The sequence below is a fragment of the Roseateles sp. GW821-FHT09G03 genome, from assembly GCF_059416045.1.
In genome coordinates, this window is record NZ_JBWKOK010000002.1 from 243,866 (window position 1) to 269,176 (window position 25,311).

The 25,311-nt window shown below is 69.7% G+C and carries 24 protein-coding genes; 14 read left to right on the top strand and 10 right to left on the bottom strand.

The window, feature by feature from the left end; translation table 11 throughout:
- Window positions 1–201 precede the first annotated feature (201 nt).
- Together AC07OZ_RS08310 and AC07OZ_RS08315 are read left to right on the top strand one after the other, a co-directional pair.
- Window positions 202–711: a hypothetical protein gene (locus AC07OZ_RS08310; RefSeq protein ID WP_495466691.1), complete on the top strand. Its 510-nt coding sequence runs from the start codon at window positions 202–204 to the stop codon at window positions 709–711.
- A 135-nt stretch (window positions 712–846) separates the two neighbouring features.
- Entirely contained in the window at window positions 847–1,341 is a 495-nt protein-coding gene (locus tag AC07OZ_RS08315) for an NUDIX hydrolase (RefSeq protein WP_495466692.1), read from the top strand.
- Between the two features lie 69 nt (window positions 1,342–1,410).
- Here AC07OZ_RS08315 and AC07OZ_RS08320 read toward each other — a convergent pair whose 3' ends face one another.
- The gene (locus tag AC07OZ_RS08320; protein WP_495466693.1) at window positions 1,411–2,289 is read right to left on the bottom strand and encodes a response regulator; all 879 of its coding nucleotides are present in this window, start codon (window positions 2,287–2,289) and stop codon (window positions 1,411–1,413) included.
- Window positions 2,290–2,515: 226 nt separating this feature from the next.
- Between AC07OZ_RS08320 and mnmA the strand changes: the two genes are divergently transcribed.
- The 3 genes from mnmA to AC07OZ_RS08335 all read left to right on the top strand — a co-directional run bounded on the left by mnmA (window position 2,516) and on the right by AC07OZ_RS08335 (window position 5,791).
- Entirely contained in the window at window positions 2,516–3,622 is a 1,107-nt protein-coding gene (gene mnmA, locus AC07OZ_RS08325) for a tRNA 2-thiouridine(34) synthase MnmA (RefSeq protein WP_495466694.1), read from the top strand.
- 160 nt (window positions 3,623–3,782) lie between these two features.
- A complete protein-coding gene (locus tag AC07OZ_RS08330; protein ID WP_495466695.1) occupies window positions 3,783–5,111 on the top strand; it encodes a sensor histidine kinase in 1,329 nt (442 codons plus the stop codon).
- 32 nt (window positions 5,112–5,143) lie between these two features.
- Window positions 5,144–5,791: a response regulator gene (locus AC07OZ_RS08335; RefSeq protein WP_067280760.1), complete on the top strand. Its 648-nt coding sequence runs from the start codon at window positions 5,144–5,146 to the stop codon at window positions 5,789–5,791.
- Between the two features lie 12 nt (window positions 5,792–5,803).
- Here AC07OZ_RS08335 and AC07OZ_RS08340 read toward each other — a convergent pair whose 3' ends face one another.
- The 3 genes from AC07OZ_RS08340 to AC07OZ_RS08350 all read right to left on the bottom strand — a co-directional run bounded on the left by AC07OZ_RS08340 (window position 5,804) and on the right by AC07OZ_RS08350 (window position 10,515).
- Window positions 5,804–6,265: a hypothetical protein gene (locus tag AC07OZ_RS08340; protein ID WP_495466696.1), complete on the bottom strand. Its 462-nt coding sequence runs from the start codon at window positions 6,263–6,265 to the stop codon at window positions 5,804–5,806.
- Between the two features lie 77 nt (window positions 6,266–6,342).
- On the bottom strand, window positions 6,343–9,606 hold the full coding sequence (locus tag AC07OZ_RS08345; RefSeq protein ID WP_495466697.1) for a sensor histidine kinase: 3,264 nt from the start codon (window positions 9,604–9,606) through the stop codon (window positions 6,343–6,345).
- A 105-nt stretch (window positions 9,607–9,711) separates the two neighbouring features.
- Window positions 9,712–10,515: a LuxR C-terminal-related transcriptional regulator gene (locus AC07OZ_RS08350; protein WP_495466698.1), complete on the bottom strand. Its 804-nt coding sequence runs from the start codon at window positions 10,513–10,515 to the stop codon at window positions 9,712–9,714.
- Window positions 10,516–10,724: 209 nt separating this feature from the next.
- On the opposite strand from AC07OZ_RS08350, the gene AC07OZ_RS08355 reads away from it, so the two are divergent.
- The 8 genes from AC07OZ_RS08355 (at window position 10,725) to AC07OZ_RS08390 (ending at window position 17,093) form a co-directional block, all read left to right on the top strand.
- Window positions 10,725–11,357 (top strand): response regulator, encoded by a 633-nt coding sequence (locus tag AC07OZ_RS08355; protein WP_495466699.1) that lies wholly within the window; start codon window positions 10,725–10,727, stop codon window positions 11,355–11,357.
- Between the two features lie 131 nt (window positions 11,358–11,488).
- Entirely contained in the window at window positions 11,489–12,472 is a 984-nt protein-coding gene (locus AC07OZ_RS08360; RefSeq protein ID WP_495466700.1) for an alpha/beta fold hydrolase, read from the top strand.
- Window positions 12,473–12,555: 83 nt separating this feature from the next.
- Entirely contained in the window at window positions 12,556–13,209 is a 654-nt protein-coding gene (locus AC07OZ_RS08365; protein WP_495466701.1) for a hydrolase, read from the top strand.
- Between the two features lie 55 nt (window positions 13,210–13,264).
- Complete coding sequence (locus AC07OZ_RS08370; protein WP_495466702.1) at window positions 13,265–13,558, top strand: XapX domain-containing protein; 294 nt, start codon at window positions 13,265–13,267, stop codon at window positions 13,556–13,558.
- Window positions 13,551–15,431 (top strand): amidohydrolase, encoded by a 1,881-nt coding sequence (locus AC07OZ_RS08375; protein ID WP_495466703.1) that lies wholly within the window; start codon window positions 13,551–13,553, stop codon window positions 15,429–15,431. The genes AC07OZ_RS08370 and AC07OZ_RS08375 overlap by 8 nt, the downstream gene beginning before the upstream one ends.
- A gap of 13 nt (window positions 15,432–15,444) precedes the next feature.
- On the top strand, window positions 15,445–15,897 hold the full coding sequence (locus AC07OZ_RS08380; RefSeq protein WP_495466704.1) for a DoxX family protein: 453 nt from the start codon (window positions 15,445–15,447) through the stop codon (window positions 15,895–15,897).
- Window positions 15,894–16,580 carry a YoaK family protein gene (locus tag AC07OZ_RS08385; protein WP_495466705.1) on the top strand — a complete coding sequence of 229 codons (687 nt, stop codon included), beginning with the start codon at window positions 15,894–15,896 and terminating at the stop codon, window positions 16,578–16,580. The genes AC07OZ_RS08380 and AC07OZ_RS08385 overlap by 4 nt, the downstream gene beginning before the upstream one ends.
- Before the next feature lie 39 nt (window positions 16,581–16,619).
- Complete coding sequence (locus tag AC07OZ_RS08390) at window positions 16,620–17,093, top strand: RidA family protein (RefSeq protein WP_495466706.1); 474 nt, start codon at window positions 16,620–16,622, stop codon at window positions 17,091–17,093.
- A 220-nt stretch (window positions 17,094–17,313) separates the two neighbouring features.
- Here AC07OZ_RS08390 and AC07OZ_RS08395 read toward each other — a convergent pair whose 3' ends face one another.
- The 3 genes from AC07OZ_RS08395 to AC07OZ_RS08405 form a co-directional block, all read right to left on the bottom strand.
- Window positions 17,314–18,288 (bottom strand): SMI1/KNR4 family protein, encoded by a 975-nt coding sequence (locus tag AC07OZ_RS08395; protein WP_495466707.1) that lies wholly within the window; start codon window positions 18,286–18,288, stop codon window positions 17,314–17,316.
- Between the two features lie 50 nt (window positions 18,289–18,338).
- Window positions 18,339–18,896, bottom strand: coding sequence for a single-stranded DNA-binding protein (locus tag AC07OZ_RS08400; RefSeq protein ID WP_088408626.1), 558 nt, complete (start codon window positions 18,894–18,896; stop codon window positions 18,339–18,341).
- Window positions 18,897–19,137: 241 nt separating this feature from the next.
- Window positions 19,138–20,106 (bottom strand): sensor domain-containing diguanylate cyclase, encoded by a 969-nt coding sequence (locus AC07OZ_RS08405; protein ID WP_495466708.1) that lies wholly within the window; start codon window positions 20,104–20,106, stop codon window positions 19,138–19,140.
- Window positions 20,107–20,220: 114 nt separating this feature from the next.
- Here AC07OZ_RS08405 and recQ point away from each other — a divergent pair, with 114 nt between their 5' ends.
- A complete protein-coding gene (recQ, locus tag AC07OZ_RS08410; protein WP_495466709.1) occupies window positions 20,221–22,089 on the top strand; it encodes a DNA helicase RecQ in 1,869 nt (622 codons plus the stop codon).
- Window positions 22,090–22,247: 158 nt separating this feature from the next.
- Here recQ and AC07OZ_RS08415 read toward each other — a convergent pair whose 3' ends face one another.
- From AC07OZ_RS08415 to AC07OZ_RS08425, 3 genes are all read right to left on the bottom strand, one after another.
- Window positions 22,248–22,550, bottom strand: a complete 303-nt coding sequence (locus AC07OZ_RS08415; protein ID WP_495466710.1) for a hypothetical protein — start codon at window positions 22,548–22,550, stop codon at window positions 22,248–22,250.
- Window positions 22,551–22,878: 328 nt separating this feature from the next.
- On the bottom strand, window positions 22,879–23,061 hold the full coding sequence (locus tag AC07OZ_RS08420; protein WP_495466711.1) for a hypothetical protein: 183 nt from the start codon (window positions 23,059–23,061) through the stop codon (window positions 22,879–22,881).
- A 156-nt stretch (window positions 23,062–23,217) separates the two neighbouring features.
- Window positions 23,218–25,227 carry a putative bifunctional diguanylate cyclase/phosphodiesterase gene (locus tag AC07OZ_RS08425; RefSeq protein WP_495466712.1) on the bottom strand — a complete coding sequence of 670 codons (2,010 nt, stop codon included), beginning with the start codon at window positions 25,225–25,227 and terminating at the stop codon, window positions 23,218–23,220.
- Window positions 25,228–25,311 lie beyond the last annotated feature (84 nt).

Sequence of the window (25,311 nt, forward strand, 5' to 3'; positions counted from 1 at the left end):
CAGGGGTCCGGGCGAGCTTAACCGGGTCACCGCCCTGGGCGAGCCTCGCCCGCGACAGGGGTTTTCACCAGGGAGAAGCCCCTCCGCAACCTGGGCGCAACCTCGGGGCAAAGCTGTTTCGAGTGGTGAACAGCTGTCGTCCGAAGGGGTGAAAGCGGCGTTAAATGGAGGCGTTCAATGACCCCCGAAAGGAGTCACCCCATGATCAAGAAGATGGTTTTCAGCAGTGCGTTGGCGATCGCGGCCCTGGTGCCGATGGCTTCCCGGGCGGCCGACGTGGGCGTGTCCGTGAGCATCGGCGAGCCGGGCTTCTACGGCCAGATCGACATCGGCAACGTCCGGCCGCAGGTCGTTTACGAACGGCCGGTGCTGGTCCAGCGCGTCCCCGCGCCGGAACCCGCGGTCTACCTGATGGTGCCCCCGGGCCACCAGAAGAACTGGGCCCGTTACTGCGGACGCTACAACGCCTGCGGCCGCCCGGTGTACTTCGTCCGCGAGACCTGGTACCGCGACGTCTACGCGCCGCAATACCGCCGCGAGCACACCGAGTACCGCTGGCGTCCGGACGGCCGCCGCGACTGGCGCGACGACCACGGCCACGGCCACGATCACGGCCGGGGCCCGGACCGGGACCATGGCCGCGGTCCGGACCATGACCACGGGCGCGGCCCCGATCGCGACCGGGACGACCACGACCGCGGTCGCCGCTGATCCCCTGTCCCGATGACAAGACCCCGGCCCGCCGGGGTTTTTCATTTTCGGCGTTCACAATGCGGCCCGCACCCATCGAGGTGGCCGCTCCCGGCATTGGCGCCGCGGCTCGAGCCGCCCGCTCAGGAAGGACCAATGACCGAACGATTCAAGCCCAGCGTCACCGTCGCCGCCGTGATCGAACAGGACGGCCGCTACCTGCTGGTCGAGGAACTCACCCGCGACGGACTGCTGCTGAACAACCCCGCCGGCCACCTGGAGCAGGCGGAGTCCGCGATCGACGCCGTCATCCGCGAAGTCCTCGAGGAAACCGCCCGGCCGTTCACGCCGGACGCCTTCCTCGGCGTCTACATGTCGCGCTTCCTGCGTCCCGACCGCAACGACGACGTCACCTACGTCCGCCTGGCCTTCACCGGCCGGGTCGGCGACCAGATCCCGGGCCGGCCGTTCGACGAGCCCATCCAGCGCACGCTGTGGCTGACGCTGGACGAGATCCGCGCCAGCCAGGACCGCCATCGCAGTCCGCTGATCCTGCAGTGCATCGAGGATCACGCCGCCGGCCGGCGCCTGCCGATCGAGGCGGTGAGCGGCCATCCGTCGCTCTACGCGCCCCGGGCCTGGCCGCACTGAACCGGCGCACGGGCGGCCCGCAACGACGGCGGGCCCCGCAGGGCCCGTCGTGCTGCGAGGTGCCGGTCCTCAGAGGGTCATGGCGGCGCTGATCGCCTGCGCGGCATGGCGGGGCTCGCGACGGCAGGACTCCAGCTCGTTGACCGCGCAGCGCGCCAGCGTCATCAGCGACTCGCGCTGCCGTTCGCGCAGCCGGCGCGGCAACCGGTCCATCACGCACAGGCTGCCGACGACCTCGCCGGTCGACAGCGACAACGGCACCGACGCGTAGAAGCGCACGTAGGGCGCGCCCTGCACCAGCGGATGATCCAGGAAGCGCTGGTCGTGCCAGGTGTCGGGCACTTCCTGCAGGTGCCCGTGATGCATCACGTGCGTGCACAGGCCGCGGGCCCGCGGGATCTGCCGCAGTTGCAGGCCGGACGTGCCGATCAGCCGCAGTTGCTCGCCGTCGACCAGGCCGACGGCCGCCATCGCGCCGCCGCTGATGTCGCAGGCCAGGTCCGCCAGTTCGTCGAAGGCGACGTGGATGCGCGACTGGACGTCCAGTCCGTCCACCGCGGCCTGGCGTTCGTGCTCGTCCGCCTGCAGCGGCGCGAGCCAGCCGCGCAAGGTCGCGAGCGCCTCGTCGCACTGGATGCCCTTCTCAAAGAAACCGGAGATGCCGTGCTCCGCGCAGGCACGCCGCATGTCCTCGTAGTAGCTGTGGGTCAGCACGATCACCCGGGCGCCGACACCCAGTTGCCGGATCGCCCGCAGCACCCGCAGCCCGCTGCCCGGCTGCAGCGCCAGGTCCATCAGGACCACGTCCGGCTGCGTCTGCGTGATGACCTCGATGGCGGACTGCTCGCACGCGGCCTCGCCCACCACGTGGATCTGGCGCTCCCGTGCCAGCAGCGCCTGCCACTGCGCCCGTGCCGTGATGGATCCGTCGACGATGACGATGTTCATGATCTCGTGCTCCCTGTTTCATCCAGTTTCTTCCCAGGGACCGGGGCGGTGGAGTCGACGTTGCCGCGAGCCCCTGTCAGGCTTGGCGCAAACCCCTGTCAGCCATCCCTGACACCTGAATCGGGGGTCGCCTCTCGCGCGCGCACTGCGTCACGGATGGGCGCGCCGCCCTCGCTCCGACCCCGCCCGGACTGGGTGATGCCGACCTTTGGGACAATGCCGCCCCATGACTCCCAAGAAGCAACGCGTCGTCGTCGGCCTGTCCGGCGGCGTTGATTCCGCCGTGACGGCCTGGCTGCTGAAGCAGGCCGGGCACGAGGTCGTCGGCATCTTCATGAAGAACTGGGAAGACGACGACGACAGCGAGTACTGCTCCTCCAACATCGACTTCGTCGACGCGGCCGCCGTGGCGGACGTCATCGGCATCGAGATCGAGCACGTCAACTTCGCCGCCGAGTACAAGGACCGCGTCTTCGCCGAGTTCCTGCGCGAGTACCAGGCCGGCCGCACGCCCAACCCGGACGTGCTGTGCAACGCCGAGATCAAGTTCAAGGCCTTCCTCGACCACGCGATGCGCCTGGGCGCGGAGAAGATTGCCACCGGCCATTACGCCCGGGTCCGCGAGGTCGACGGCCGCGTGCAGCTGCTCAAGGGGCTGGATCCGCTGAAGGACCAGAGCTACTTCCTGCACCGGCTCAACCAGGCCCAGCTGCGCAAGACGATGTTCCCGGTCGGCGACCTGCCCAAGACCGAGGTCCGCCGCATCGCCGAGGAGATCGGCCTGCCCAACGCGAAGAAGAAGGACTCGACCGGCATCTGCTTCATCGGCGAGCGTCCGTTCCGCGAGTTCCTCAACCGCTACCTGTCCCAGAAACCCGGTCCGATCAAGGACGACCGCGGCCGCAAGGTGGGCGAGCACGTCGGCCTGTCGTTCTACACGCTGGGCCAGCGCCAGGGCCTGGGCATCGGCGGCATCAAGGAGAAGGGCGCGCCGCGCGGCGGCGGCGAGCACGCGCCGTGGTTCGTCGCCCGCAAGGATCTGGAGACCAACACGCTGGTCGTCGTCCAGGGCCATGACCACCCGCTGCTGCAGAGCCGCGGCCTGGTCGCGCAGGACCTGAGCTGGACCGACGAGGCGCCGGCCTTCGGCGGCTTCGGCGCCAAGACGCGCTACCGCCAGGCTGATGCCGCCTGCGCGCTGACACCGGGCGAGGGCAGCATCCGGCTGGACTTCCCGCAGGCGCAATGGGCGGTCACGCCGGGCCAGAGCGCCGTGCTCTACGACGGCGACGTCTGCCTGGGCGGCGGGGTGATCGCGGAAGCGATCGCCTGAGCGTTCGAGCGGGCGCGCCGCCCGCAACTCATCCAGCGATTCGGGGCACTCGTCGCATGGGCGGAACCGCCCCGCGGGTGTCCCATGACAATGCGCACCTTCCCTGCCGGTCGTCGCCTGTGGCACGCTGGCATCCTGTCGCCCCTGTCTGGATCGCCCCTTGGATCGCCCCCTGGATCGTCTGCTCGCCCGCATCGCCCAGCCCGCCTTCGTGCTGCGCATTGCCGCCCTGGCGATCTGCCTGCTGGAGCTGGGCTCGGCCATCTGGGGCCTGATGGGCAATCAGACGGAACCCTACGACGGCGTCCTGGCCAGCCTCTACCGCCGCACCGGCGGCACCACGCACGACGCGCCCTTCGTCCTGACCTGCCTCGCGCTGGTCATGGTGTTCGCCTGGCACTTCTGGCGCCTGGCACGCCAGCAGCATCTGGACCTGCCACCGCGCAACGCCTTGTCGCGGGTGGTGCTGCTCAACTTCCTGGCGCTGCTGGTGACACCCGGACTCCCCTTCCTGGTCACCGTGCTGGCGGCGCTGCTGCTCAACGTGCGGCGCGCCTTCAACTTCGCGCTGGCGCAGGTCGTCATCAACGTGGCGCTGTACTGGCTGCTGCCCAGCGAGGCCCAGCGGCTGGAGCAGATCCAGCCCGACATGCCCTGGTGGCTGAACAGCGTGGGGCTGTCGATGTCGATGGTGGCGCTGCACGGCATGGCCTTCGGGCTGGGCCGGCTGGCCGCCGCCGAGGGCGAACGCCGGCGCTGGTTCCAGGCCATGCTGGCCGAGAAGGAATCCGGCGAGCGCCTGCAGATCGAGCAGCTGCGCTACGCCGAGCGCCTGCACATGGCGCGCGAGCTGCACGACGTGATGGGCCACCACCTGACCGCGCTCAACCTGCACCTGCAGCTCAGCGAGGCGCTGCTGAAGCGCCACGACGAACCGGGCGCGGCGCAGGCGGTCGAAAAGGCCAAGCTCGGCGCGGCGGGACTGCTGGCGGAGGTCCGCGCTGCCGTGTCACGCGAGCGCGAAAGCCAGCGCATCAACCTCGAGGCGGCGCTGCGCACGCTGGCGGACGGCATCGCCAGCACGCAGATCGAGCTGGCGCTGGACCCGGTCGCGCAGGACCTGACGCCGCGCTGCGCGCATGCGCTGCTGCGCTGCGTGCAGGAGGCGGTGACCAACGCCGTGCGCCATGCCGGCGCGACGCACGTGCGGGTGACGCTGGAGGCGGTGGAGGCCGTAATGCCGGCGCCACCGCACCAGGCCGGGGAGACGGCATCCGCGGCCGGTCACGCCGCCCCGGCGGCGCTGCTGTCCGCGGGATCGCAGGTGCGCGTGCGGGTTGACGACAATGGCCGGGGCACGCGCAAGCTGCGCGAGGGCAACGGCCTCAAGGGCATGCAGGAGCGCATGGCCGAACTGGGCGGGACGATGCAGGTGCTGCGGCATCACCCCGGATTCCTGATCGAATTGAACTGCCCGCGGCGCGCCTGAAGCGGGCCGGCGCATCCAGGGAAGGAGACGACATGAGCGAGAACACGATCAAGCTGCTGCTGGTGGAAGACCAGCAACTGGTGCGCGAGGGGCTGAAGGGCCTGCTGGCGTTGCACGACGACATCCGCCTGATCGGCGAGGCGTCGGACGGCGCGGAGGCGCTGGAGCTGCTGGCGCGCGAGCAGCCGGATGTGATCCTGTCGGACATGCGCATGCCGCGGCTGGACGGGATCGGGCTGATCCGTGCGCTGGCGGCGCGGGCGCTGAAGATCCCGGTGGTGCTGCTGACGACCTTCGACGACACGGCTGCCTTCGACGAGGCGGTGCGGGCCGGGGCGCGCGGTTTCCTGCTGAAGGCGATCAGCCCGGACACGCTGGTGCAGGCATTGCGCGACGTGGTCGGCGGATCGACCGCGCTACGGCCATTGCTGACCGAGCGCATGGAACGCGCGCCGGTCGAGCGCGCCTTCGCGGCGACGCCCGAGCCCGAGACGCTCAGCCCCAAGGAACTTCAGGTGCTGCGTCTGGTGGCCAGCGGCCGCAGCAACACCGAGATCGCCGCGCTGCTGGGCAACAGCGAGGGCGTCATCAAGAACCACTGCTCCGCGGTGTTCGCGAAGATGGGCGTCCGGGACCGCACCCAGGCGGTCCTCAGAGCGATCGACCTCGGTTGGATCTGAAAGCCGAAAGGCTTAGATCCAGAGGTCGTAGTCCTGCAGGGCGCGGATACGGCGCTCCACGGACAGGAAACGTGCGGCACCGACCTCGCCGATCGCCTTGACCACGCGCGGGTGGTACTTCTTGTAGAGCTTCTGCTCGGCATCGACGTAGCCGAGGTAACCGCGCGAGAAGTACTTCGACTGCGCGTTGGTCGGCTTCTCGCCGATCTGCACGTACTCCACCGACATGCGGGTGAACTGGCGGTTCAGCGCGGCGAGCTCGCGCTCGTAGGCCTCGTACACCGGCACGAACTTCTTGGTCTGTGCCTCGTCCAGGGCCAGCGCCTTCAGGACGACGCCCTTGCGGTCGGCGCGGACGGCGTCGCGCAGCGCTTGCGCCTGTGCGGTGTCGGGCACCGGTGCCGGATCGGCGAAGGCCGGCAGCGCGGCGGTCAAGGACAGGCAAAGCGCGGACAGCGCGGCGAACTTCTTCATCACTCTTCCCTCGTGGAGCGTCGGACTTCGACGGCGCGGATTCTAGGGAGCGGGGTTTGCCCTGACCCTCCGGGACTTCACGGGGAGACGGGCGTCCGCGCCTGCCGCCAGCGTTCCAGCCAACCGCCGTGTCGCGTGTCAGCCACGCGCAGCACGAGCTCGGTGCCCGCGCCCGGCGCGCTGCGCACCGCGAAGCCCGCGTCCATGAGCCGCGCCCGCTCGCGCATCCCGCACATGCCGTAACGCAGGCCGCGCGCCTGGCGTGACGCCCAGTCCGGCGCCAGCCCGATGCCGTTGTCGCGCACCGTCAGCGTGACCGCGTCGGCCCGGTAGTCGAGCGCCAGCGTCACCTCGGTCGCCCGCGCGTGGCGGTCGGCATTCGTCAGGCCCTCGCGCGCGATCAGCAGCAGTTCGTCCTCCACCGGCGCCGGCAGCGCGCGCGGCGTCCCGCTCACCTGCATCCGGAACTGGGTCGGCGGACGGATCAGGTCCTGCCCGGCGCGCGACAGGCGGTCGGCCCAGGCACTGCCGTCCCGGCCATCCCTTCCGCCATCTCGTCCGCCATCACCGTCGCCCCCGCCACGATCGGCCTCGTCATGCCCATCGCCGTCTCCATCGTCGCGGTCATGTCCTCGCCGACTCCGCCGATCGGCGGCATCCTCGTCGTCGATGCGCTGGCGGAGCTGTCCGACGCGATCGCGCCCTTCGGCGAGCAGCGCCTCCGCGCGCGTCAGGTCGCGTTCCATCTTGTGGCGCAGCGCCGCGTCGGCGACGCGCCGCACGCTCGCATCCAGGCCCAGCAGCAGGCCCTGGAAGCCCTGCAGCAGCGTGTCGTGCAGATCACGCGCGATGCGCTCCCGCTCGCGGTGGCGATCGGCCAGCCGCAGGCGCAGACGGGCCTGCAACGACCGGACGCGCAACCGGTATCCCCCCCAGACGACGACGATCAGCGTCAACACCACGGCCCAGCGGAACACCGGCTGCTGATGGAGCATCGGCGCGATGCGGAAGGCCAGTACCGTCGGCTGGCGGCTCCAGAGGCCGTCGGGATTCGACGCGAGCACTTCGAAGCGGTAGTCGCCGGGGCCGAGGTTGGCGTAGGTCGCCTCACGTTGCGTGCCGGCATCGCGCCAGTCGGCATCGACCCCGCGCAGCCGGAAGCGGTAGCGGACCTGCTCCGCCTTGCTCAGCACGCGGGCGGCGTAGCGCAGCGTCAGCGCGTTCGTCCCCTTGGGCAACTCCTGACCCTGCGCGGCGGGATAGTTCTGCCCGCCGGCCATCAGCGCCTGCACGTCCACGCCGACTTCGCGCGCGCTGCGCGGGGTCCGCGCCGGGTCGAGCCAGACCACCCCCAGGTTGGTCACGAACCACAGCCGCCCACGGGCGTCGCGCACGGCGGTGGGCGTCGCCGACGCCTGCCGCGCAATGCCCGGCAAGCCGTCGGCGGCATCGAGCAACTGGTAGCTCAGCGGATGGGCCGACTCGTCGAACAGGGAGGGCACCTCCGCCGCCGCCAGCCGCACGAGGCCCCGTGCGCCGTTGAGCCAGAGGTCCCCGTCGAAGGACTCGACGACGCCGGACACGCGTCCGAAGGCGGGATCGCGGTCGAGGGTGATCGTGGCGAAGCGCCCCTCCCGGCCCAGGGCGACGCCGTTCTCGCCGGCGACGATCAACCCGTGGCGGGTGTTGATCACCGTGAGGATGCGACCGGTGCGCAGCCCCTGCTCCGGGCCGAAGCGCAGGCGCTGGCCGCGGTCGTCGATGCCGGTGAGCACGCCGTCGTGGCCGAACCAGACCGCGCCGTCCGCATCGACGGCCAGTGCGCCCGGCGGGGCGCCGTTCAGTTCCGCGTCCTTGACGCGCTCGAGACCCGCGCGCGTGGCGTGGAACACGCCGGTCTCTCGCAGCGACAGCCACAAGCCGCCCGTCGGATCGGCGGCCATGCCTTCCGCCGCGGCCTGCGCGCCGGCCGGCAGCGGCAGGTTCCAGCGCTCCCAGCGTCCGCCGGGCGGCGAGCGCCAGAGCGCTTCGTTGTCCCACAGCCAGAGCGAGCCGTCGGTCGCCCGCACCGCCTGCGTGGCCGGGCGCCGCGACAGCGGCCGGGGATCGACGCCGTTCTCGCGCACCGCGCCGCCGGGCGGGTCCACCCGCCAGCTCGCGGAAGAGCTCGACAGCAGCACGCCGGTGCCGGCCGGCTGCACGCTGAAGCCGGTGGAGGCCGCGTCCTCCAGCCGCGTGACGCGCTGGACGCGGTGCTGCCGCAGGCTGCTCACGCCGACGTTGGTGCCGACCCAGATCTCGCCATCGTCGCTTTCCAGCAGCGGGACGGTGATCGACGACCCCAGCCCGTCCGTGACGGTGAACCACTGGCCGCGCGCCCAGTCGAGCTGCTCGCCCGCCAGCAGACGCGCCGTGTCCGCGGCGTCGGTGCGGAACACGCCGCGCCCGTTCACCGTCACCCACAGCCCGCCGTCGCTGGCGAACAGCATCTGCTTGACCCGCGTGACCGGCTGGCCGTCGCGCGAGGACACGACGCTGGGAGAAAACGGCGCCGCGGCGAGATCGTCGGCGCGCACCGGCCCGGGCGGCGGGGCCGTCTCCGGCAACGCGGCCCAGGAGCGCCACGAGCCCGGCAGCCCCAGCGGCCGCACGCCGCCACGGCCGTCCGCCAGCCAGAGCCGGTCCTGCCCGTCCTGCGTCATGACGGCGGTGCGACCCGTCAGCACGCCGGTGTATTCGAAACGGTCGGCACCCGCGGCCAGGCGATAGAGACGCTCGCCGGAGCTGACCCACAAGGTGCCCTGCCGGTCGCGGAACAGGTATTCGGCGCCGGGCTCCGGATAGCCCTGCTGTTCGCCGACACGGGACCAGCGCTGGCCGTCGAAACGGGCGAGGCCCTTGCCGGCCGCCGCCCACAACGAGCCCGAAGCCCGCACCAGCCGCAGCACGCGTCCGCCCGGCAGCCCCTGGGCCACGCCGTGACGCACGACCTGACCCTCGCGCAGCTGCACGACGCCGCCGTCGAACAGGCCGACCCACAGGGTCCTGTCGTCGTCGACGAGCAGGGCATTGATGTTGAGCGCCGGCAGGGAGGGATCGCCGGGACGGTAGCGCTCGAAGCGCAGGCCGTCGAAGCGGTACAGGCCCATGCCGGTGCCGAGCCAGAGCACGCCCTCGCGCCCGCCGCCCAGCGTCCAGACGTCCGGCGGCGCGCCGTCGCGGACGGTCCACGAGCGGTGGGAGAAGTCCGGCAGGCCCGCCCCGACGGCCTGCGCCGGCGCGCGATCGGCGCCGAGCAGGCAGGTCGCCGAGAGGATCAATCCGGCCCACAGCCTGCGCACACCCCGACTCCTTGTTTCAGAGAATGGTCCGCCGACGACCGGCGCGCAACTGTCGCCAGCCGGCCAGCGCGCCGTCAAGCGCGCCGTCGGCACGCGCGATCCCGCTCATGCGGCGGGCAGCGGGCGGAGTGCATAGAGCCCCTGCGCCGGTCCGCGCGCGGCGACGCGCACGGGATGCGGGAACGGGTCGTCGATCAGCGGCTCGTCCTCGAGCAGCCCGCGCCGCAGCGCTTCGGTGGCGGCCTGCGTGCGGCTGCGTGCGCCGAGCTTCTGCAGCAGCGTCTTCACATGCGTCTTGACCGTGCCGGCCGCGACGCCCAGCCGCAGGCCGATCGACTTGTTGTCCAGCCCCAGGCACAGCATGCGCAGCACATCGCGCTCGCGCGGGGTGAGGTCGTCGCCGAGCCAGCCCTCGGCGACCGCGCCGGCCGCCGTGCGGCACAGGTAGCGCCGGCCGGCGGCGACGGCGCGCGCGGCGTCGCGCAGCTCCTCCAGCGCGCAGGCGGCGTGCACGTAGCCGAGCACGCCCGCGGCCATCGCCTGGCGGACCCGGCCGCCATGGACCACGGGGCTGACGACCAGCCAATGGGGCCCGGGAAGAGCGCCGGTGGACGGAGCACCGTGGCCGCCGACGGCCGCGCGGCGCGGCACGCCGGCCAGCGCCTGCAGCGCGCCGTCGTGGTCGGTGACGACCAGCCGGATCGGCTCGACACGGCCCGAGGGTCCGGCGGAGAGTGTCGGCAGCACGCCGGACTCGGCGATCAGGCCGGCGTCGTCCCCGGCATCGTGGGCGCGGAAGAACGGCGACAGCGCGGCGGCGATGCCGGCGCGCAGCAAGGGATTGCGGTGGAGGACGATCGCGTCGAGGACGGCGTCCGGAACGGCATGGAGGCGCTCGATCAGGGACATGGACAGCTCCCGGGACGTTGGAGGGCGATGGAGGACCGTGGAGGACGGGCGCTGGGGGAGCTGTGAAAGCGCTCCCCTGAGAGACGCCCGATCATCGGAAGCGATGCTGCACCGCGATAGCCCCGGTCGAGTCGACAACGTTTACCCGAAAGGGTATCGGCCCCCTGGAACAGGGACGTCCGGAAGGGGTCGCCCCTATGATCGCCGCCATGGTGCCCGCGTCCGATCCCATCCGCGTCCTGACGGTCGACGACCACCCGCTGATGCGGGAGGGCATCGCCGCGGTGCTGGGCGAGCAGCCGGACATGACGCCGGTGGGCGAGGCCGACAACGGCTGGCAGGGCCTGCAGGCCTTCGAGCGGCTGCGCCCCGACGTCACGCTGATGGACATCCAGATGCCGGGCATGGACGGGCTGGAGGCGCTGGCGCGGCTGCGCGCGCTGAGCCCGGCCGCGCGGGTGATCGTGCTGACGACCTTCAAGTCCGACGGCCAGGCCTGGCAGGCGCTGAAGCTGGGCGCCAGCGGCTACCTGCTGAAGACCCAGCTGCGCACCGAGCTGCTGGACGCGATCCGCGCCGTGCATCGCGGCCACCGCTGGATCCCGAACGAAGTCGCGCAGGAGATCGCCGCGCACGCCGGCCAGGAGCAGCTCTCCGGCCGTGAGCTCGACGTGCTCGAGCACATCGCGCAGGGCCGGAGCAACCGCGAGATCGGCGGTCTGCTCTCGCTGTCCGAGGACACCATCAAGGCGCGGGTCAAGACCATCCTGGCCAAGCTCGACGCGCGGGACCGCACGCATGCCGTCGTGCTCGCGCTCAAGCGCGGCCTGTTGCGCCTGTAATCCTTCCGGACGCCGCCTGCAACGGGGCGTCACACCGGTCTGCCTCCTACGGGAGAGCATGGGGTGCGCCATCGGCGGCTGGTTCCGCCGGGGCGCCGTTCCTACGATGGGACATTCCCCGGAGACCCTCGATGACGACTCCCACCTTTCCCATGGACCTTACCCGTCGCGACGTGCTCGCGCTGGGCGGTCAACTCGCGCTCGCCGCGGCGCTGCCGCTCGCGCTGGCCGACGACGCGGCGGCCGCGGCCTCTTCCGTTCCCTCATCCACACACACCCTGCCAGGAGCCCCCATGAGCTACGTCACCACCAAGGACGGTACCGAGATCTTCTACAAGGACTGGGGCAGCGGCCAACCGGTCGTCTTCTCCCACGGCTGGCCGCTCAGCAGCGACGCGTGGGAAGACCAGATGCTGTTCCTCGGCCAGAACGGCTTCCGCGTGATCGCGCATGACCGCCGCGGCCACGGCCGCTCCAGCCAGAGCTGGAACGGCAACGACATGGACACCTACGCCGACGACCTGGCCGCGGTGCTCGACAAGCTGGACGTCAAGAACGTCATCCTGATCGGCCACTCGACCGGTGGCGGCGAGGTCACCCGCTACGTCGGCCGTCACGGCACGAAGCGCGTGGCCAAGGTCGTGCTCGTCGGCGCCGTGCCGCCGACGATGATGAAGTCCGCCGCCTATCCGAAGGGCCTGCCCAAGGACGTCTTCGACGGCATCCGCGCCGGCGTGCAGAAGGACCGCTCGCAGTTCTACAAGGACCTGACCACGCCCTTCTTCGGCGCGAATCGTCCGGGCGCGGTCGTGTCGCAGGGCACCCGCGACAGCTTCTGGCTGCAGGGCATGCAGGGGTCGCTGAAGTCGCAGTACGACTGCATCAAGCAGTTCTCGGAAACCGACTTCACCGAGGACCTCAAGAAGATCACCGTGCCCACGTTGATCATCCACGGCGACGACGACCAGATCGTGCCCTTCGCCCACTCCGCCGAGCTGTCGGTGAAGCTGGCGCCCCAGGCCACGCTCAAGGTCTACAAGGGCGGCGCCCACGGCCTGGCGGTCACCGCCAAGGACCAGCTCAACGCCGACCTGCTGGCATTCGCCAAGTCCTGATCGTTCCCGGCCGATCGCAGCCTGCCCGGTGGCGCCGCCGCCGCCGGGCGCGATCGGCCTTTCATTCCCTGAAGGAGATGTCCATGACCCCGATCGCCAAGGCCACCCCCGGCGCCAAGCTGCTGAACCCCAAGGACCACACGCTGGTCCTGATCGACTTCCAGTCGCAGATGGCCTTCGCCACGCATTCGATCTCCGCCAACGAGCTGCGCACCCACGCGTCGCTGGTGGCGCAGGCGGCCGCCGGTTTTGGCGTGTCGACCATCCTGACCACGGTCGCCGAGAAGAGTTTCTCCGGCCCGATGTTCGAGGAGATCACCGCGCCCTTCCCTGGCCAGAAGCTGCTGGACCGCACCTCGATGAACACCTGGGAAGACGCCGCGGTGATCGAGGAGATCAACCGCATCGGCAAGCCGCGCATCGTGCTGGCGGGCCTGTGGACCAGCGTGTGCATCGTGGGTCCGGCGCTGTCGGCGCTCGACCAGGGCTTCGAGGTCTACGTGATCACCGACGCCTGCGGCGACGTCTCGGTCGAAGCGCATGAGCGCGCGGTCGAACGCATGGTGCAAGCCGGCGCGCAGCCGATGACGGCGCTGCAGTACCTGCTGGAGCTGCAGCGCGACTGGGCGCGCGGCGAGACCTACGACCTGACCACCGGCATCGCGAAGAAGGTCGGCGGCTCCTACGGCATCGGCATCAACTACGCCAAGTCGATGTTCGGCGCCCACGAGGGCTGATCGCCCGCGTCACCCCGCCACTCGTCACCCTGGCTCCCGCGGAAAGGCGGCCCTCATGAATGCATACGTTTTGTCGGCCGCCGTCGGTCTGCTCGTCGGGGTGATCTATGGCGTGCTCAACGTGCGATCGCCGGCGCCGCCGGTGATCGCGCTGGTGGGCCTGCTGGGCATCCTCGCCGGCGAGCAGATCCCGCCGCTGGTGCGGCAATGGCTGCAGCGCGACACGCACCAGGCGAGCTGGATCGAACAGAAGGTGCGTCCGCACATGTTCGGACAGATGCCCGGCTGCGAGAAGGCGCAGGCGGAAGTGAAGGCCCGGACCCAGGCCACGGAGACCCACGATGTCTGAGACGAGCGTCCATCCCGACCTGGTGCTGTTCAACGGCCGCTTCACGACGCTGGACCGCACGCGGCCGAGCGCCGAAGCGGTGGCCATCAAGGACGGCCGCTTCCTGAGCGTCGGCGCGAACCAGGAGATCCTGGCGCTCGCCGGTGCCTCGACGCGCCGCATCGACCTGAAGGGCCGCGGCGTGCTGCCGGGCCTGATCGACAACCACCTGCACATCATCCGCGGCGGGCTCAACTTCAACATGGAGCTGCGCTGGGACGGCGTGCGCAGCCTGGCCGACGCGATGGCGATGCTGAAGGCGCAGGTCGACATCACGCCCGCGCCGCAGTGGGTGCGCGTGGTCGGCGGCTTCACCGAGCACCAGTTCGCCGAGAAGCGGCTGCCGACGATCGACGAGTTGAACGCGATCGCGCCGGACACGCCGGTCTTCCTGCTGCACCTCTACGACCGCGCGCTGCTGAACGGCGCCGCGCTCCGGGCCGTCGGCTACACGCGCGAGACGCCGGAGCCTCCGGGCGGCCAGATCCTGCGCGACGCCGCGGGTTATCCGACCGGCCTGCTGCTGGCCAAGCCGAATGCATCGATCCTCTACGCGACGCTGGCCAAGGGGCCGAAGCTGCCGCCCGAGTACCAGCTCAACAGCACGCGCCACTTCATGCGCGAGCTCAACCGTCTCGGCGTCACCGGCGCGATCGATGCCGGCGGCGGTTTCCAGAACTATCCCGAGGATTACCAGATCATCCAGAAGCTGTCCGACGCCGGACAGCTGACGATCCGCCTGGCCTACAACCTGTTCACCCAGAAGGCGGGACAGGAGAAGGAGGACTTCCTCCACTGGGCGCAGTCGGTCACCTACAAGCAGGGGGACGACTACTTCCGCCACAACGGCGCGGGCGAGATGCTGGTGTTCTCCGCCGCCGACTTCGAGGACTTCCGCCAGCCGCGGCCGGACATGCCGGACCAGATGGAAGGCGAGCTCGAGGAGGTCGTGCGCATCCTGGTCCAGAACCGCTGGCCGTGGCGCATGCATGCGACCTACGACGAGACGATCTCGCGCGCGCTGGACGTCTTCGAGAAGGTCCATCGCGACACGCCGATCAACGGGCTGAACTGGTTCTTCGATCATGCGGAGACGATCTCCACGCGCTCGATGGACCGGATCGCCGCGATGGGCGGCGGCGTGGCGGTGCAGCACCGCATGGCCTACCAGGGCGAGTACTTCGTGGAGCGCTACGGCGCGCGCGCCGCCGAGGCGACGCCGCCGGTGGCCGAGATGCTGCGCCGGGGCATGAAGGTGTCGGCGGGGACGGATGCGACGCGGGTGGCCTCGTACAACCCGTGGGTCTCGCTGTCGTGGCTGGTGACGGGTCGCACCGTCGGCGGGCTGCAGATCACGCCGCAGCGCAACTGCCTCGATCGCGAGGCGGCGCTGCGGATGTGGACGGAGAACGTCACCTGGTTCTCGAACGAGCAGGGCAACAAGGGCCAGATCGCGGCGGGTCAACTGGCCGATCTGGTCGTGCCGGACCGCGACTTCTTCGGCTGCCCGGAATCGGACATCGCCGACACGAGCGCGCTGCTGACGATGGTCGGCGGCAAGGTGGTGTGGGGCGCGGGCGAGTTCGCGGAGCTCGACGACTCGGCACCGCCGCCGGCGATGCCGGACTGGTCTCCGGTGCGGCGCTTCGGCGGTTACGGCGCGTGGGGTGCGGAAGGCAAGCCGCTGCAGGCAGCGATGCAACGCGTCGCCTGCTGCGACACGGCGTGCGGCGTCCACGGGCATGCGCATGCGAACGCGTGGGCGTCGGAGATTCCGGCGTCAGACCTGCGCGGCTTCTGGGGCGCGCTGGGTTGCGCGTGCTGGGCGGTGTGATGAGAGAGATGAGATGAGCGAATATCGAGCGATGAAGACCTTCTCCGCCGCCGCGCCGCGGTGGGTGGAGGGGCTCCTGCAATGGCCCACCTTCGGGGTCCTGCTTCGGGTGGGGTTGGCCTCGGCCTACCTCATCGGCGGGATCGACAAGGCGATGGACTTCCCCGGTGCGGTCGCGGAGCAGGCGCACTTCGGCCTGCAGCCGGCGGCGCTGTGGGCGGTGCTGGCGATCGCGGTGGAACTGATCGGCGCGGTGCTGCTGATCGTCAACCGTCAGGTGTGGCTGGCGGCCGGCGCGCTGGGCGTGCTGACGCTGGTCGCGATGCTCGTCGCCAACAACTTCTGGGACCTGAGCGGGCAGGCACGCTTCATGGCGAAGAACGCATTCTTCGAGCACCTGGGGCTGATCTGCGCGCTGGCGATGGCGGCGAGGATCGCGGTGCTCGAGCGCAAGGGGGCGGCATGACCGGCGCGAAGAAGCTGCTGCTGGCGAGCCTCGCGCTGGGCTTCATCGGCGGGTATGTGGACACGGTGGGCTTCGTTGCGCTGTTCGGGCTGTTCACGGCGCACGTGACGGGGAACTTCGTGCTGATCGGCGCGGAGCTGAGCCGCGCGAGCGCCGGCAGCGTGCTGCTGAAGCTGCTGGTGTTCCCGACCTTCATCGTGGCCGTGGCGCTGGCACGTCTGGTGGCGCTGCGCTGCGAGCGGACGAAGACGGTGGCGAGCCGGCCCTTGCTGGTGATGCAGACGGTGCTGCTGCTCGTGGCGTTGGTGTGCAGCGTGCCGGCGGGCGCGGTGCTCGCGCCGGATGCGCCGTGGGCGATGGCGACGGGCCTGTTCATGACGGCCGCGATGGCCGTGCAGAACGCGGCGGGGCGGCTGGCGTGGCCGGCGCTGACGCCGACGACGGTGATGACCGGGAACGTCACGCAGGTCGTGATCGACAGCGTCGACCTGCTGCGCGGCGCGGCCGGCCCGGAGGTGCGGGACCGGCTGAAGCGCTTCATCTGGCCCGTCCTCGCGTTTGCTGTCGGCGCGCTGTCGGGGGCGTTCGCGTACGTGGGGTGGAAGTTCTGGTCGCTGCTATTACCGCTGGTGATGCTCGTCGGCCTGGTCGTGATGGATGTGAGGTCGGATCACAAGGCGTGATCGCGTGAGAATGGGGCATTCCCTTTCGACGAGAACACCATGAGCAGAGACCAGGCCCTCACCCAGGCCGCCCAGCAACTGGGCTACGACTTCGACGGCGAAATCAAGGCCGGCGGCAACTACCAGCCGCTGATGCGCGACGGCAATACCGTCTACGTGAGCGGACAGGTGCCGCGCGTGAAAGACACCGTCGTGGTCACCGGCCGCGTCGGCACCGAGGTGGACCTGGTCCGCGCGCAGCACGCCGCGAAGATCTGCGCGATGCGCGCGCTGGTGCTGCTGCAGCGCTCGCTCGGCTCGCTGGACGCGGTGAAGCAGATCCTGCGCCTGAACGTGTTCACGCAGTGCGCGGAGAACTTCACCCAGCTCAGCGAAGTGGCTGACGGCGCGTCGGAGTTGCTGGTGCAGGTGCTCGGTCCGGCAGGCACGCATGTGCGGACGTCGGTCGGCGTGTATGCGTTGCCGAAGAACGCGAGCGTGGAGCTGGATCTGACGGTCGCCGTCCAGCCCTGACCGGTAGAGGAAGACGGGTGCCTCCCGCCCGTCACGTCGTCGTGTGGCTGATCGGCATTTGCGGGAGACGCCGCGCCGACGTAGGTTTGTCCCGTGCACGAACGGATGGAAAGTGCACGCCCGTTACAGCCGCCTCGACGACCTGACACCCGTCATCTTCGTTGGCGACGGGCAGGAGGCATGGGTTCAGTCAGGGTCGGAGAAGCGGGGTTCCAACGATTCACGAGTCGCTACCGTAGAGCACGCCGTCATCCGCGATGTACAGCGTCGCAAAGGCGGCAAAGCTCGGTGCAATGACCCTGACCCGGCCTTCTCCGTAGAGGGTCACGACCGTTCCCAATGGTCCGTCGGGGTCGACGCAGATGCCGTAGTCGTTCATGCCGACGACCCACTCGCAGAACTTGAGATACCCGGGCTGCACGAGATACTCGTCTCGCAATGGATAGAACTGGAACGTCTGGTCGTCGCAGTCATCCCAAGATCCTTCATCCACGAATCCGTTCGCGAGGCGCAGGTAGGCCGCGAAGTCCTCCGGAAGACGGACGGCATGGCGGCGTTCGAAGTCCGCGATCTCCGCATCAGACAGGCCGGGTGCCAGCCGCATGGTCGACTGTCGGCCCCAGTGCTTCAACAGGGGCTTCAAGGTGCCGGAGAAGCGCTCGTTCATACCTGACCCCTGCACATCGTCGGACTCCGGCGCGGCATTCGCGGCAGCAAGATGAGCGAGCGCGTCCTTCAAGCCTTGCCGTTTTCGAACGACGTCCTGGATCCTCCATACGGACAGCCGGAGCATCGTCAAGCCGATCATCACGGCGGCCCATGACGGCATGATCCTGGTGGCGAGGAAGATCGAGCAGGCCGTGACGAGACCCGCGGGCACCAGGCCCAGCCACGGATTCCACCCCTGGACGATCTGGACTTCGCCCGTGGTCGGCAGACACCATCCCAGGACGCGCCTTTCCTTCGGACTGTCGAATGCGACGACCGCTGGTACGCCTCTCAAGGTCTGAGGTTTGCCGACGAGTGGCAGTGCGTAGTGGACGAGCCCGTCGACGCGGACGCTGACCACCATCGACGGCGATCCCCACTTGATGGGCGACACGTCGAAGACTTCGAAGGACTGCGCGAGGCGCACCTCGGGCGTGGGGCGGGATTCAGTAATCATCGGCGATGAAAAAAGGCCCGCGGCAGTCATGCCAGCGGGCCTCGTTCGTTCAGACATCGGTTCGTCGGGAACCAGGTCGATCAGAACGGAATATCGTCATCCATGTCGTCGAAGCCGGTCGCGGCCTTCGGCGCGGGCGCCGGGGCGCGAGGGGCTGCCGCGCGGGGAGCCGGCGCGCGCGGCGCGTCGAAGTCGCCGCTGTCGCGACCGCTTCCACCGCCGCCCTGGCCACCGCCTTGACCGCCGCCGCGCTGTTCGCGGCTGTAGCCGCCACCGCCGCCACCACCCATTTCATCGCCGCCATCACGGCCGCCCAGCAGTTGCATCTGCTCGGCAATGATCTCGGTGGTGTAGTTGTCCTTGCCTTCCTTGTCCTGCCACTTGCGGGTCTTCAGGCGGCCTTCGACGTAGACCGGACGGCCCTTCTTCAGGTACTCGCCGGCGATCTCGGCCAGGCGGTCGTAGAACACCACACGGTGCCATTCGGTCTCTTCCTGGCGCTCGCCGCCTTCGCGGCTCTTCCAGTTGCGCGTCGTCGCGATGCTCACGTTGCACACCGCGCTGCCACTCGGCGTGTAGCGCAGTTCGGGATCACGGCCCAGGTTGCCGAGGATGATGACTTTATTGACCGAGGCCATGGTGGTTGCCTTCGCTTGCGTATGGTTGGGGTGTTCGGAAAGGGAAACTCTTGCGCCGCCAATCGCCCAGAACTGCCCGGAATGGGCCTGTCGGATCCGCCCCCGGGCCGGAATCGGCTTGCCGGAAACGCGGCGCAGGGGTCGGATTATGCCGCCCGCTCCATCCCGGAGCGATCGCTGGAAAACGCCAATCTGGTGCCGCATCCAAGTCGGTGAACGACTCGGATCAAGCGTCCGCGGCTCAGTTCATCCGCCGCCGTGATTGCTTGTTCGCGTACATCGCTGCGTCCGCCTGCTGCATCAACTCGTCGAGCGCCAGCGGCGCCTCGCCCGACATCGCCGCGTCGCCCACGCTGAAAGCCAGCTCGTAGCCCCGCTGCGCCCGCAGGTTCAACGCGCCGACCTGCGTCCGCACCCGCTCCAGCGCCGGCGCCATCTGCTCGGTCGCCGTGCCGCTGAGCAGCGCCACGAACTCGTCCCCGCCGGTGCGGGCCACCACGTCCGACGACCGCAGGCAGAAGCGCAGGATGTCGGCGAAGGACTTCAGCGCCCAGTCGCCCTCCGCGTGGCCGTAGCGGTCGTTGACGTGCTTGAAGTGGTCCAGGTCGAAGTACAGCATCGTCGCCGGCCACTGCTTGCGCCGGCAGAGCGCCAGCACATGGCCCGCCTGCGATTCGAAGCCACGCCGGTTCGCCAGGCCGGTCAGTTCGTCGACCATCGCCATATACATCGCCGCGAACTGCTGTTCGACCATGAAGGCCAGGTCGCGCAGCGTCGCCTGGTCGTCCGTGTCGAAGCCGCGCGGCGCGCGGTCGATCAAGCACAGCGTGCCGAGCCGGTGCCCGCTGGGCGCACGCACCGGGCAGCCCGCGTAGAAGCGGATCATCGGCCCGCCGGTCACCAGCGGGTTGTCCGCGAAACGCGGATCCGCATGCGTGTCGGGGATCAGGAGGATGTCGTCCGAGAGGATCGCGTGGCCGCAGAAACTGACGTCGCGCGGCGTCTCCGAGACGTCCAGGCCCTGTGCGGACTTGAACCACTGCCGGTCCGCATCGATCAGGCTGACCAGCGCGATCGGCACCTGGAACAGCCGTCTGGCCATCCGCGTCAGGCGGTCGAAGCGTTCCTCGGGATCCGTGTCCAGCACCTGCAGCACGCGCAGCGTGGACAGGCGGGCGTTCTCGTCATCGGGCAACGGCGCAGCAATCATGTCGACGTGTCTGCCTGTGCTGTGAGAGTTCGGTGTCGCTCCGCGCCGCCGTCGCAGGGGATCAGGACCGGGTCAACGGCGGTCCCGCCGATGTACGGGACAATCGAGAGCTCCATGAGTTCGTCCAACCATCATCCCGTCCCGCTAGCCATCCTGCAAGAGGTGTTCGGTTACAGCGCCTTTCGCGGCCAGCAGGCCTCGATCGTCGACCACGTGACCGCCGGCGGCGACGCGCTGGTCCTCATGCCCACGGGCGGCGGCAAGTCGCTCTGCTACCAGATCCCCGCGATCGCGCGCCAGCGCGCCGGCCACGGCGTCACCGTGGTCGTCAGTCCGCTGATCGCCCTGATGCACGACCAGGTCGGCGCCCTGGAGGAAGCCGGCGTCAACGCCTCCTTCCTCAACTCGACGCAGACCTCGGAAGAGACCCAGCGCATCGAGCGCGAAATGCTCGCCGGCCGTCTGACCCTGCTCTACGCGGCGCCGGAACGCGTCAACACGCCGCGCTTCATCGCGCAGATGCAGTCGCTGTACGAGCGCGGCCTGCTGAGCCTGTTCGCGATCGACGAGGCGCATTGCGTCAGCCAGTGGGGTCACGACTTCCGCAGCGAGTACCTGTCGCTGAGCCTGCTCCACGAACGCTTCCCCGACATCCCGCGCATCGCGCTGACGGCCACCGCCGACGACATCACCCGCGCGGACATCATCGAGCGGCTGCAGCTCGAGGAGGCGCAGGTCTTCGTCGCGTCCTTCGACCGGCCCAACATCCGCTACCTGATCGTCGAGAAGGACAGCCCGCGCGAACAGCTGCTGCGCTTCATCCAGGACGAGCACGAGGACGCGGCCGGCGTCGTCTACTGCCAGAGCCGCAAGAAGGTCGACGAGACCGCCGACTGGCTGAAGTCCAAAGGCATCAACGCGCTGCCGTACCACGCGGGCATGGAACAGGACCAGCGCCGCCGCCACCAGGACCGCTTCCTGCGCGAGGACGGCATCGTGATGGTCGCGACCATCGCCTTCGGCATGGGCATCGACAAGCCCGACGTGCGCTTCGTCGCCCACCTGGACCTGCCCAAGAACATCGAGGGCTACTACCAGGAGACCGGCCGTGCCGGCCGCGACGGCGCGCCGGCCGAGGCGTGGATGGCGTACGGACTGGCCGACGTCGTCCAGCAGCGGCGCATGATCGACGAGAGCCCGTCCACCGACGAGTTCAAGCAGGTGCAGCGCGGCAAGCTCGACGCGCTGCTCGCGCTGGCCGAGGCCATCGACTGCCGGCGCGTGCGGCTGCTGGCCTACTTCGGCGAGGACAGCCAGCCCTGCGGCAACTGCGACAACTGCGTGAACCCGCCCGCGACCTGGGACGCGACCGAGGCGGCGCGGATGGCGCTGTCCTGCATCTACCGCTTCCATCAGGTGACGGGCTTCAGCTTCGGCTCCGGCCACCTGATCGACGTGCTGCGCGGCAAGGAGACCGACAAGGTCAAGCAGTACCGGCATCACGAACTGAGCACCTGGGCCGTCGGCGCGTCGCTCAGCGAGCAGCAGTGGCGCGCGGTGATCCGCCAGCTGATCGCCCTCGGCTACGCGGTGACGGAAGGCGAATACAACACGCTGTCGCTCGGCGGCGAGGCCAAGGCCGTGCTGCGCGGCGAAGTGCAGATGCTGCTGCGCCAGCCCGCCACGCCGACCAAGCGGAGCAAGTCCAGCCGCACGGGGGCATCGTCGTCCCGGCGTTCCGAGGCGGAGGCCGATCTGGACGCGGCGGCGCAAGCGCGTTTCGACGCGCTCAAGGCCTGGCGCGCCGACGTGGCGCGCGAGCACGGCCTGCCCGCCTACGTGATCTTCCAGAACGTCACGCTCGCGGAACTGGCGCGCGTGCAGCCGCAATCGCTGGAAGAGATGTCCGGCATCAGCGGCATCGGCGCGAAGAAACTCGAGGCCTATGGCGACGCGCTGCTGCGCGTGCTGGGCGAGGACTGACCCCGCGATCCCTCCGGCCCCTTCGTCGCGTCATGTGACCGTCATGCGCGATTCGTCATGACGAAAAGGAAAACGCCCGGCAATGCCGGGCGTTTTCGTTGGCGAGCGCTACAGCTGATCAGCCGCGGTCGCCGCCTTGACAGCGCAACCGCGGGAGTTCAGCAGAGCTGGGTCGTGCAACCGACCTGCGCGGCCGAAGCCAGTCGCTGGCCGTCGGCCGAGGTGTCGCGGCGGCCCGTGATGTAGACAGTCGGCAGCTGGGTGCGCTTGGCGGTGATGACCACCGGATCCAGCGTGATGACGGCGGCGCGTTGCTCGCGCTGTTCCTGCACGTGCAGCAGGCTGAACGCGATCGCCAACGTGGCGCCGATGCCGAAGGCAAAGGCCTTGAAGCTCGCCGCGCGGGTCATGCCGATGCGCGGGCTGCGGGTGGAACGGGTCTTGAAAGTGGTGGTGCTCATGTCGATCTCCTGGAAGGGGTTGCGTGTGTCAGTGAAGACAGTGTCGTCATTGCGGCCCCGCTCCGCGAGGCACAAGCGACGAATGCGCGCGGCGGCGGATTGAACTGCGAGAAATCGCGACGAATGGATGAGACGATATCGCCGATCGCTCAGATGCTCGATTCCATCGGTGTTCTGAGCGATCTCGACGCCTGTGTCCGCGGACACATCGGACACCGCGGACACACGCGACGGACACACGCAGCGGACAAAAAAGAAGCCCGCTGGTCAGGCGGGCTTCGAAATGCCGGGGGGAAGCGTGGCGTCTATCGGAGCGCAGGCAACGCGGTCATCCGCGGGGCTTGCTGGCCTCTTCGGCCTGAGGTCCCGGCATGGTCTGCTCGGCCCAGTGCAGGGGCAGGGGGTTGGACTGACGCGCGGCCTCGTTCGTGTCCGCCAGCCACAAGGCGATGACGGCGGCGCTGGCCACGGCGGCCAGGGCGGTGAGGAAGGTCTTTGCGGCGTCGTTCATGGTGGTCCCCTGCGGTGTCTTTCCTGTCCTGGAAGGTTCAACGAGGTTGGACTGTGCGCCGCCGTCCATGACAAGGCCATCCGGACGCGACGAATTGCCGCAATCGCGCGCCGAAATGCCGGTCAGCCGGCTGAACGGAAGTTAGGGGGGTTGGTCTCAGACCTGCGCCAGCCGCGACGCCCCAGCCTGGGGCGGCCAGACGGCCAGCCGGTCCGCGAGCGCCGCGGCGGGCTGCGGCCGGCAATAGAAATAGCCCTGCTGCTGCCAGCAGCCGAGCGCGAGCAGCGCGTCGCGCTGCGCCTCGGTCTCGACGCCCTCGGCGACGACGTCGATGCCCAGCGCCTCGGCCATGCCCATCATGGCGCGCACCAGGGCGCGGTCGTCGGCGCTGTTGGGCAGGTCGCGGACGAAGGCCCGATCGATCTTCAGCCGCGCCGGGCGCAGCAGCTTCAGATAGGCGAGCGAGGAATACCCCGTCCCGAAATCGTCCACCGACAGGCTCAGTCCCAGCTCCGACAGGCGCGCCAGCGTCTGCAGGACGGTGTCGGTGTCGGTCAGCAGCGAGCTCTCGGTCAGTTCGATCGCCAGCTCGCCCGGGGCGACGGCGTGGCGGCGCATCGACTCGGCGATGCGCTCGGCCAGCCGGGGTTCGCGGAACTGCAGCGCCGACAGGTTGATCGAGATCGGCCCCGGGTGCCGCCCCGCCGCCTTCCAGCGGGCCAGTTGAGCGCAGGCCTGCTCGATGGTGCTCCAGCCGAGCGCCAGGATCTGTCCCGTCTCTTCCGCCAGCTCGATGAACTGACCCGGCATCACCAGACCGCGCTGCGGATGCTGCCAGCGCATCAGCGCCTCCAACCCCGACCACTCGCCGGTGCGGGCGTCCACGACGGCCTGGTAATGGAGCAGCAGCTCGTCGCGTTCGAGCGCCAGTTTCAGTTCGCGCTCGAGCTCCATCCGCTCCACCGCCGCCGCATCCATGTCCTGCTGGAAGAAGCTGTAGCGCGACCGGCCCATCTGCTTGGCGCGGTACATCGCCAGGTCGGCGTGCCGGACCAGCGTGTCGAAGTCGTCGCCGTCGCGCGGGAACAGCGCGATGCCGACGCTCGCCGACACGCTCGCCACGCCGCCTTCGAGCTGCAAGGGCGCGTTGAGCGCCTCGATCAGGCGCTGCGCGGCGACGCCGACGTGCTCGCTGGAATCGCGCATCAGCAGCAGGAACTCGTCGCCGCTGACGCGGCAGGCCAGATCCGACTCCCGCACCGCCTGGCGCAGGCGCTCGCTGGCTTGCAGCAGCATGCGGTCGCCGGCCGCATGGCCCAGCGAATCGTTGATCGCCTTGAAGCGGTCCAGATCGACGAACAGCAGGGCCAGGTGCGTCTGATCGCGGCGCGCCACGGCGGCCTCATGCAGGAACACCTCGCGGAACAGCGTCCGGTTGGGCAGCCCGGTGAGGTGGTCGTACATCGCCAGCTGATGCAGCTGCGCGTTCTTGCTTTCCATGTCGGCCAGCAGGCCGGCGATCTGCTGGCCCATCTGGTCCAGGTGGACGCCTAGCTGGCCCAGCTCGTCCTTGCGGTTCCAGCGCAGGCGCGGGACCGGCTGGCGCTCCGCGATCGCGCTGGCCAGCCGCTTCAGGCGGTCGATCGGCCGCACCAGGCGCAGATAGAACACCAGCAGCACGATGACGACGCCTGCCGCCACCTGGAAAGCGACGATCAGCGCGGTCTGCCGCCGGCCTTCTTCCAGCATGCGCTCCTGCGCGGCGTCGTCGAACTGCACCCGCAGGCTGCCCAGCACCTGCGCGTCGCGCTGGATGGTCGCGGCCAGCGTGACCGTCGGCCAGCCGGGGCTGCACTTGGTGCGGACGATGTCGCGGGTGTCGGCGCGCTCCTCGCTCAGCTCCACCGCGCAGACGTTGACGTCCGACAGCAGCTGATCCAGTGCCCGCTGCACCGCGGGACTGTCGACCGTCCACAGCGGCTCGGCCAGGCCGTTCGCGGCGAGCGTCAGCACGGCCGCGCGCTGGCCTTCCAGCACCGGTTCCAGGCTGCGCCGGATGAAGGCGTCGCTGAAGGCCACCAGCGCCAGCGCCGGTACGGCGATTCCGATCACCACCGCGAGCAGGATCACACTGCGTAGCGACAGCGACGGCGCTTTGAGCTTCATCGAGGAGGGTGGGGCTGGAGGGGGATCACCGATTCTGCACGCCCGAAAAGGGGGAGCCCCCCCGCAAAGACGGGGTCGCCGGGA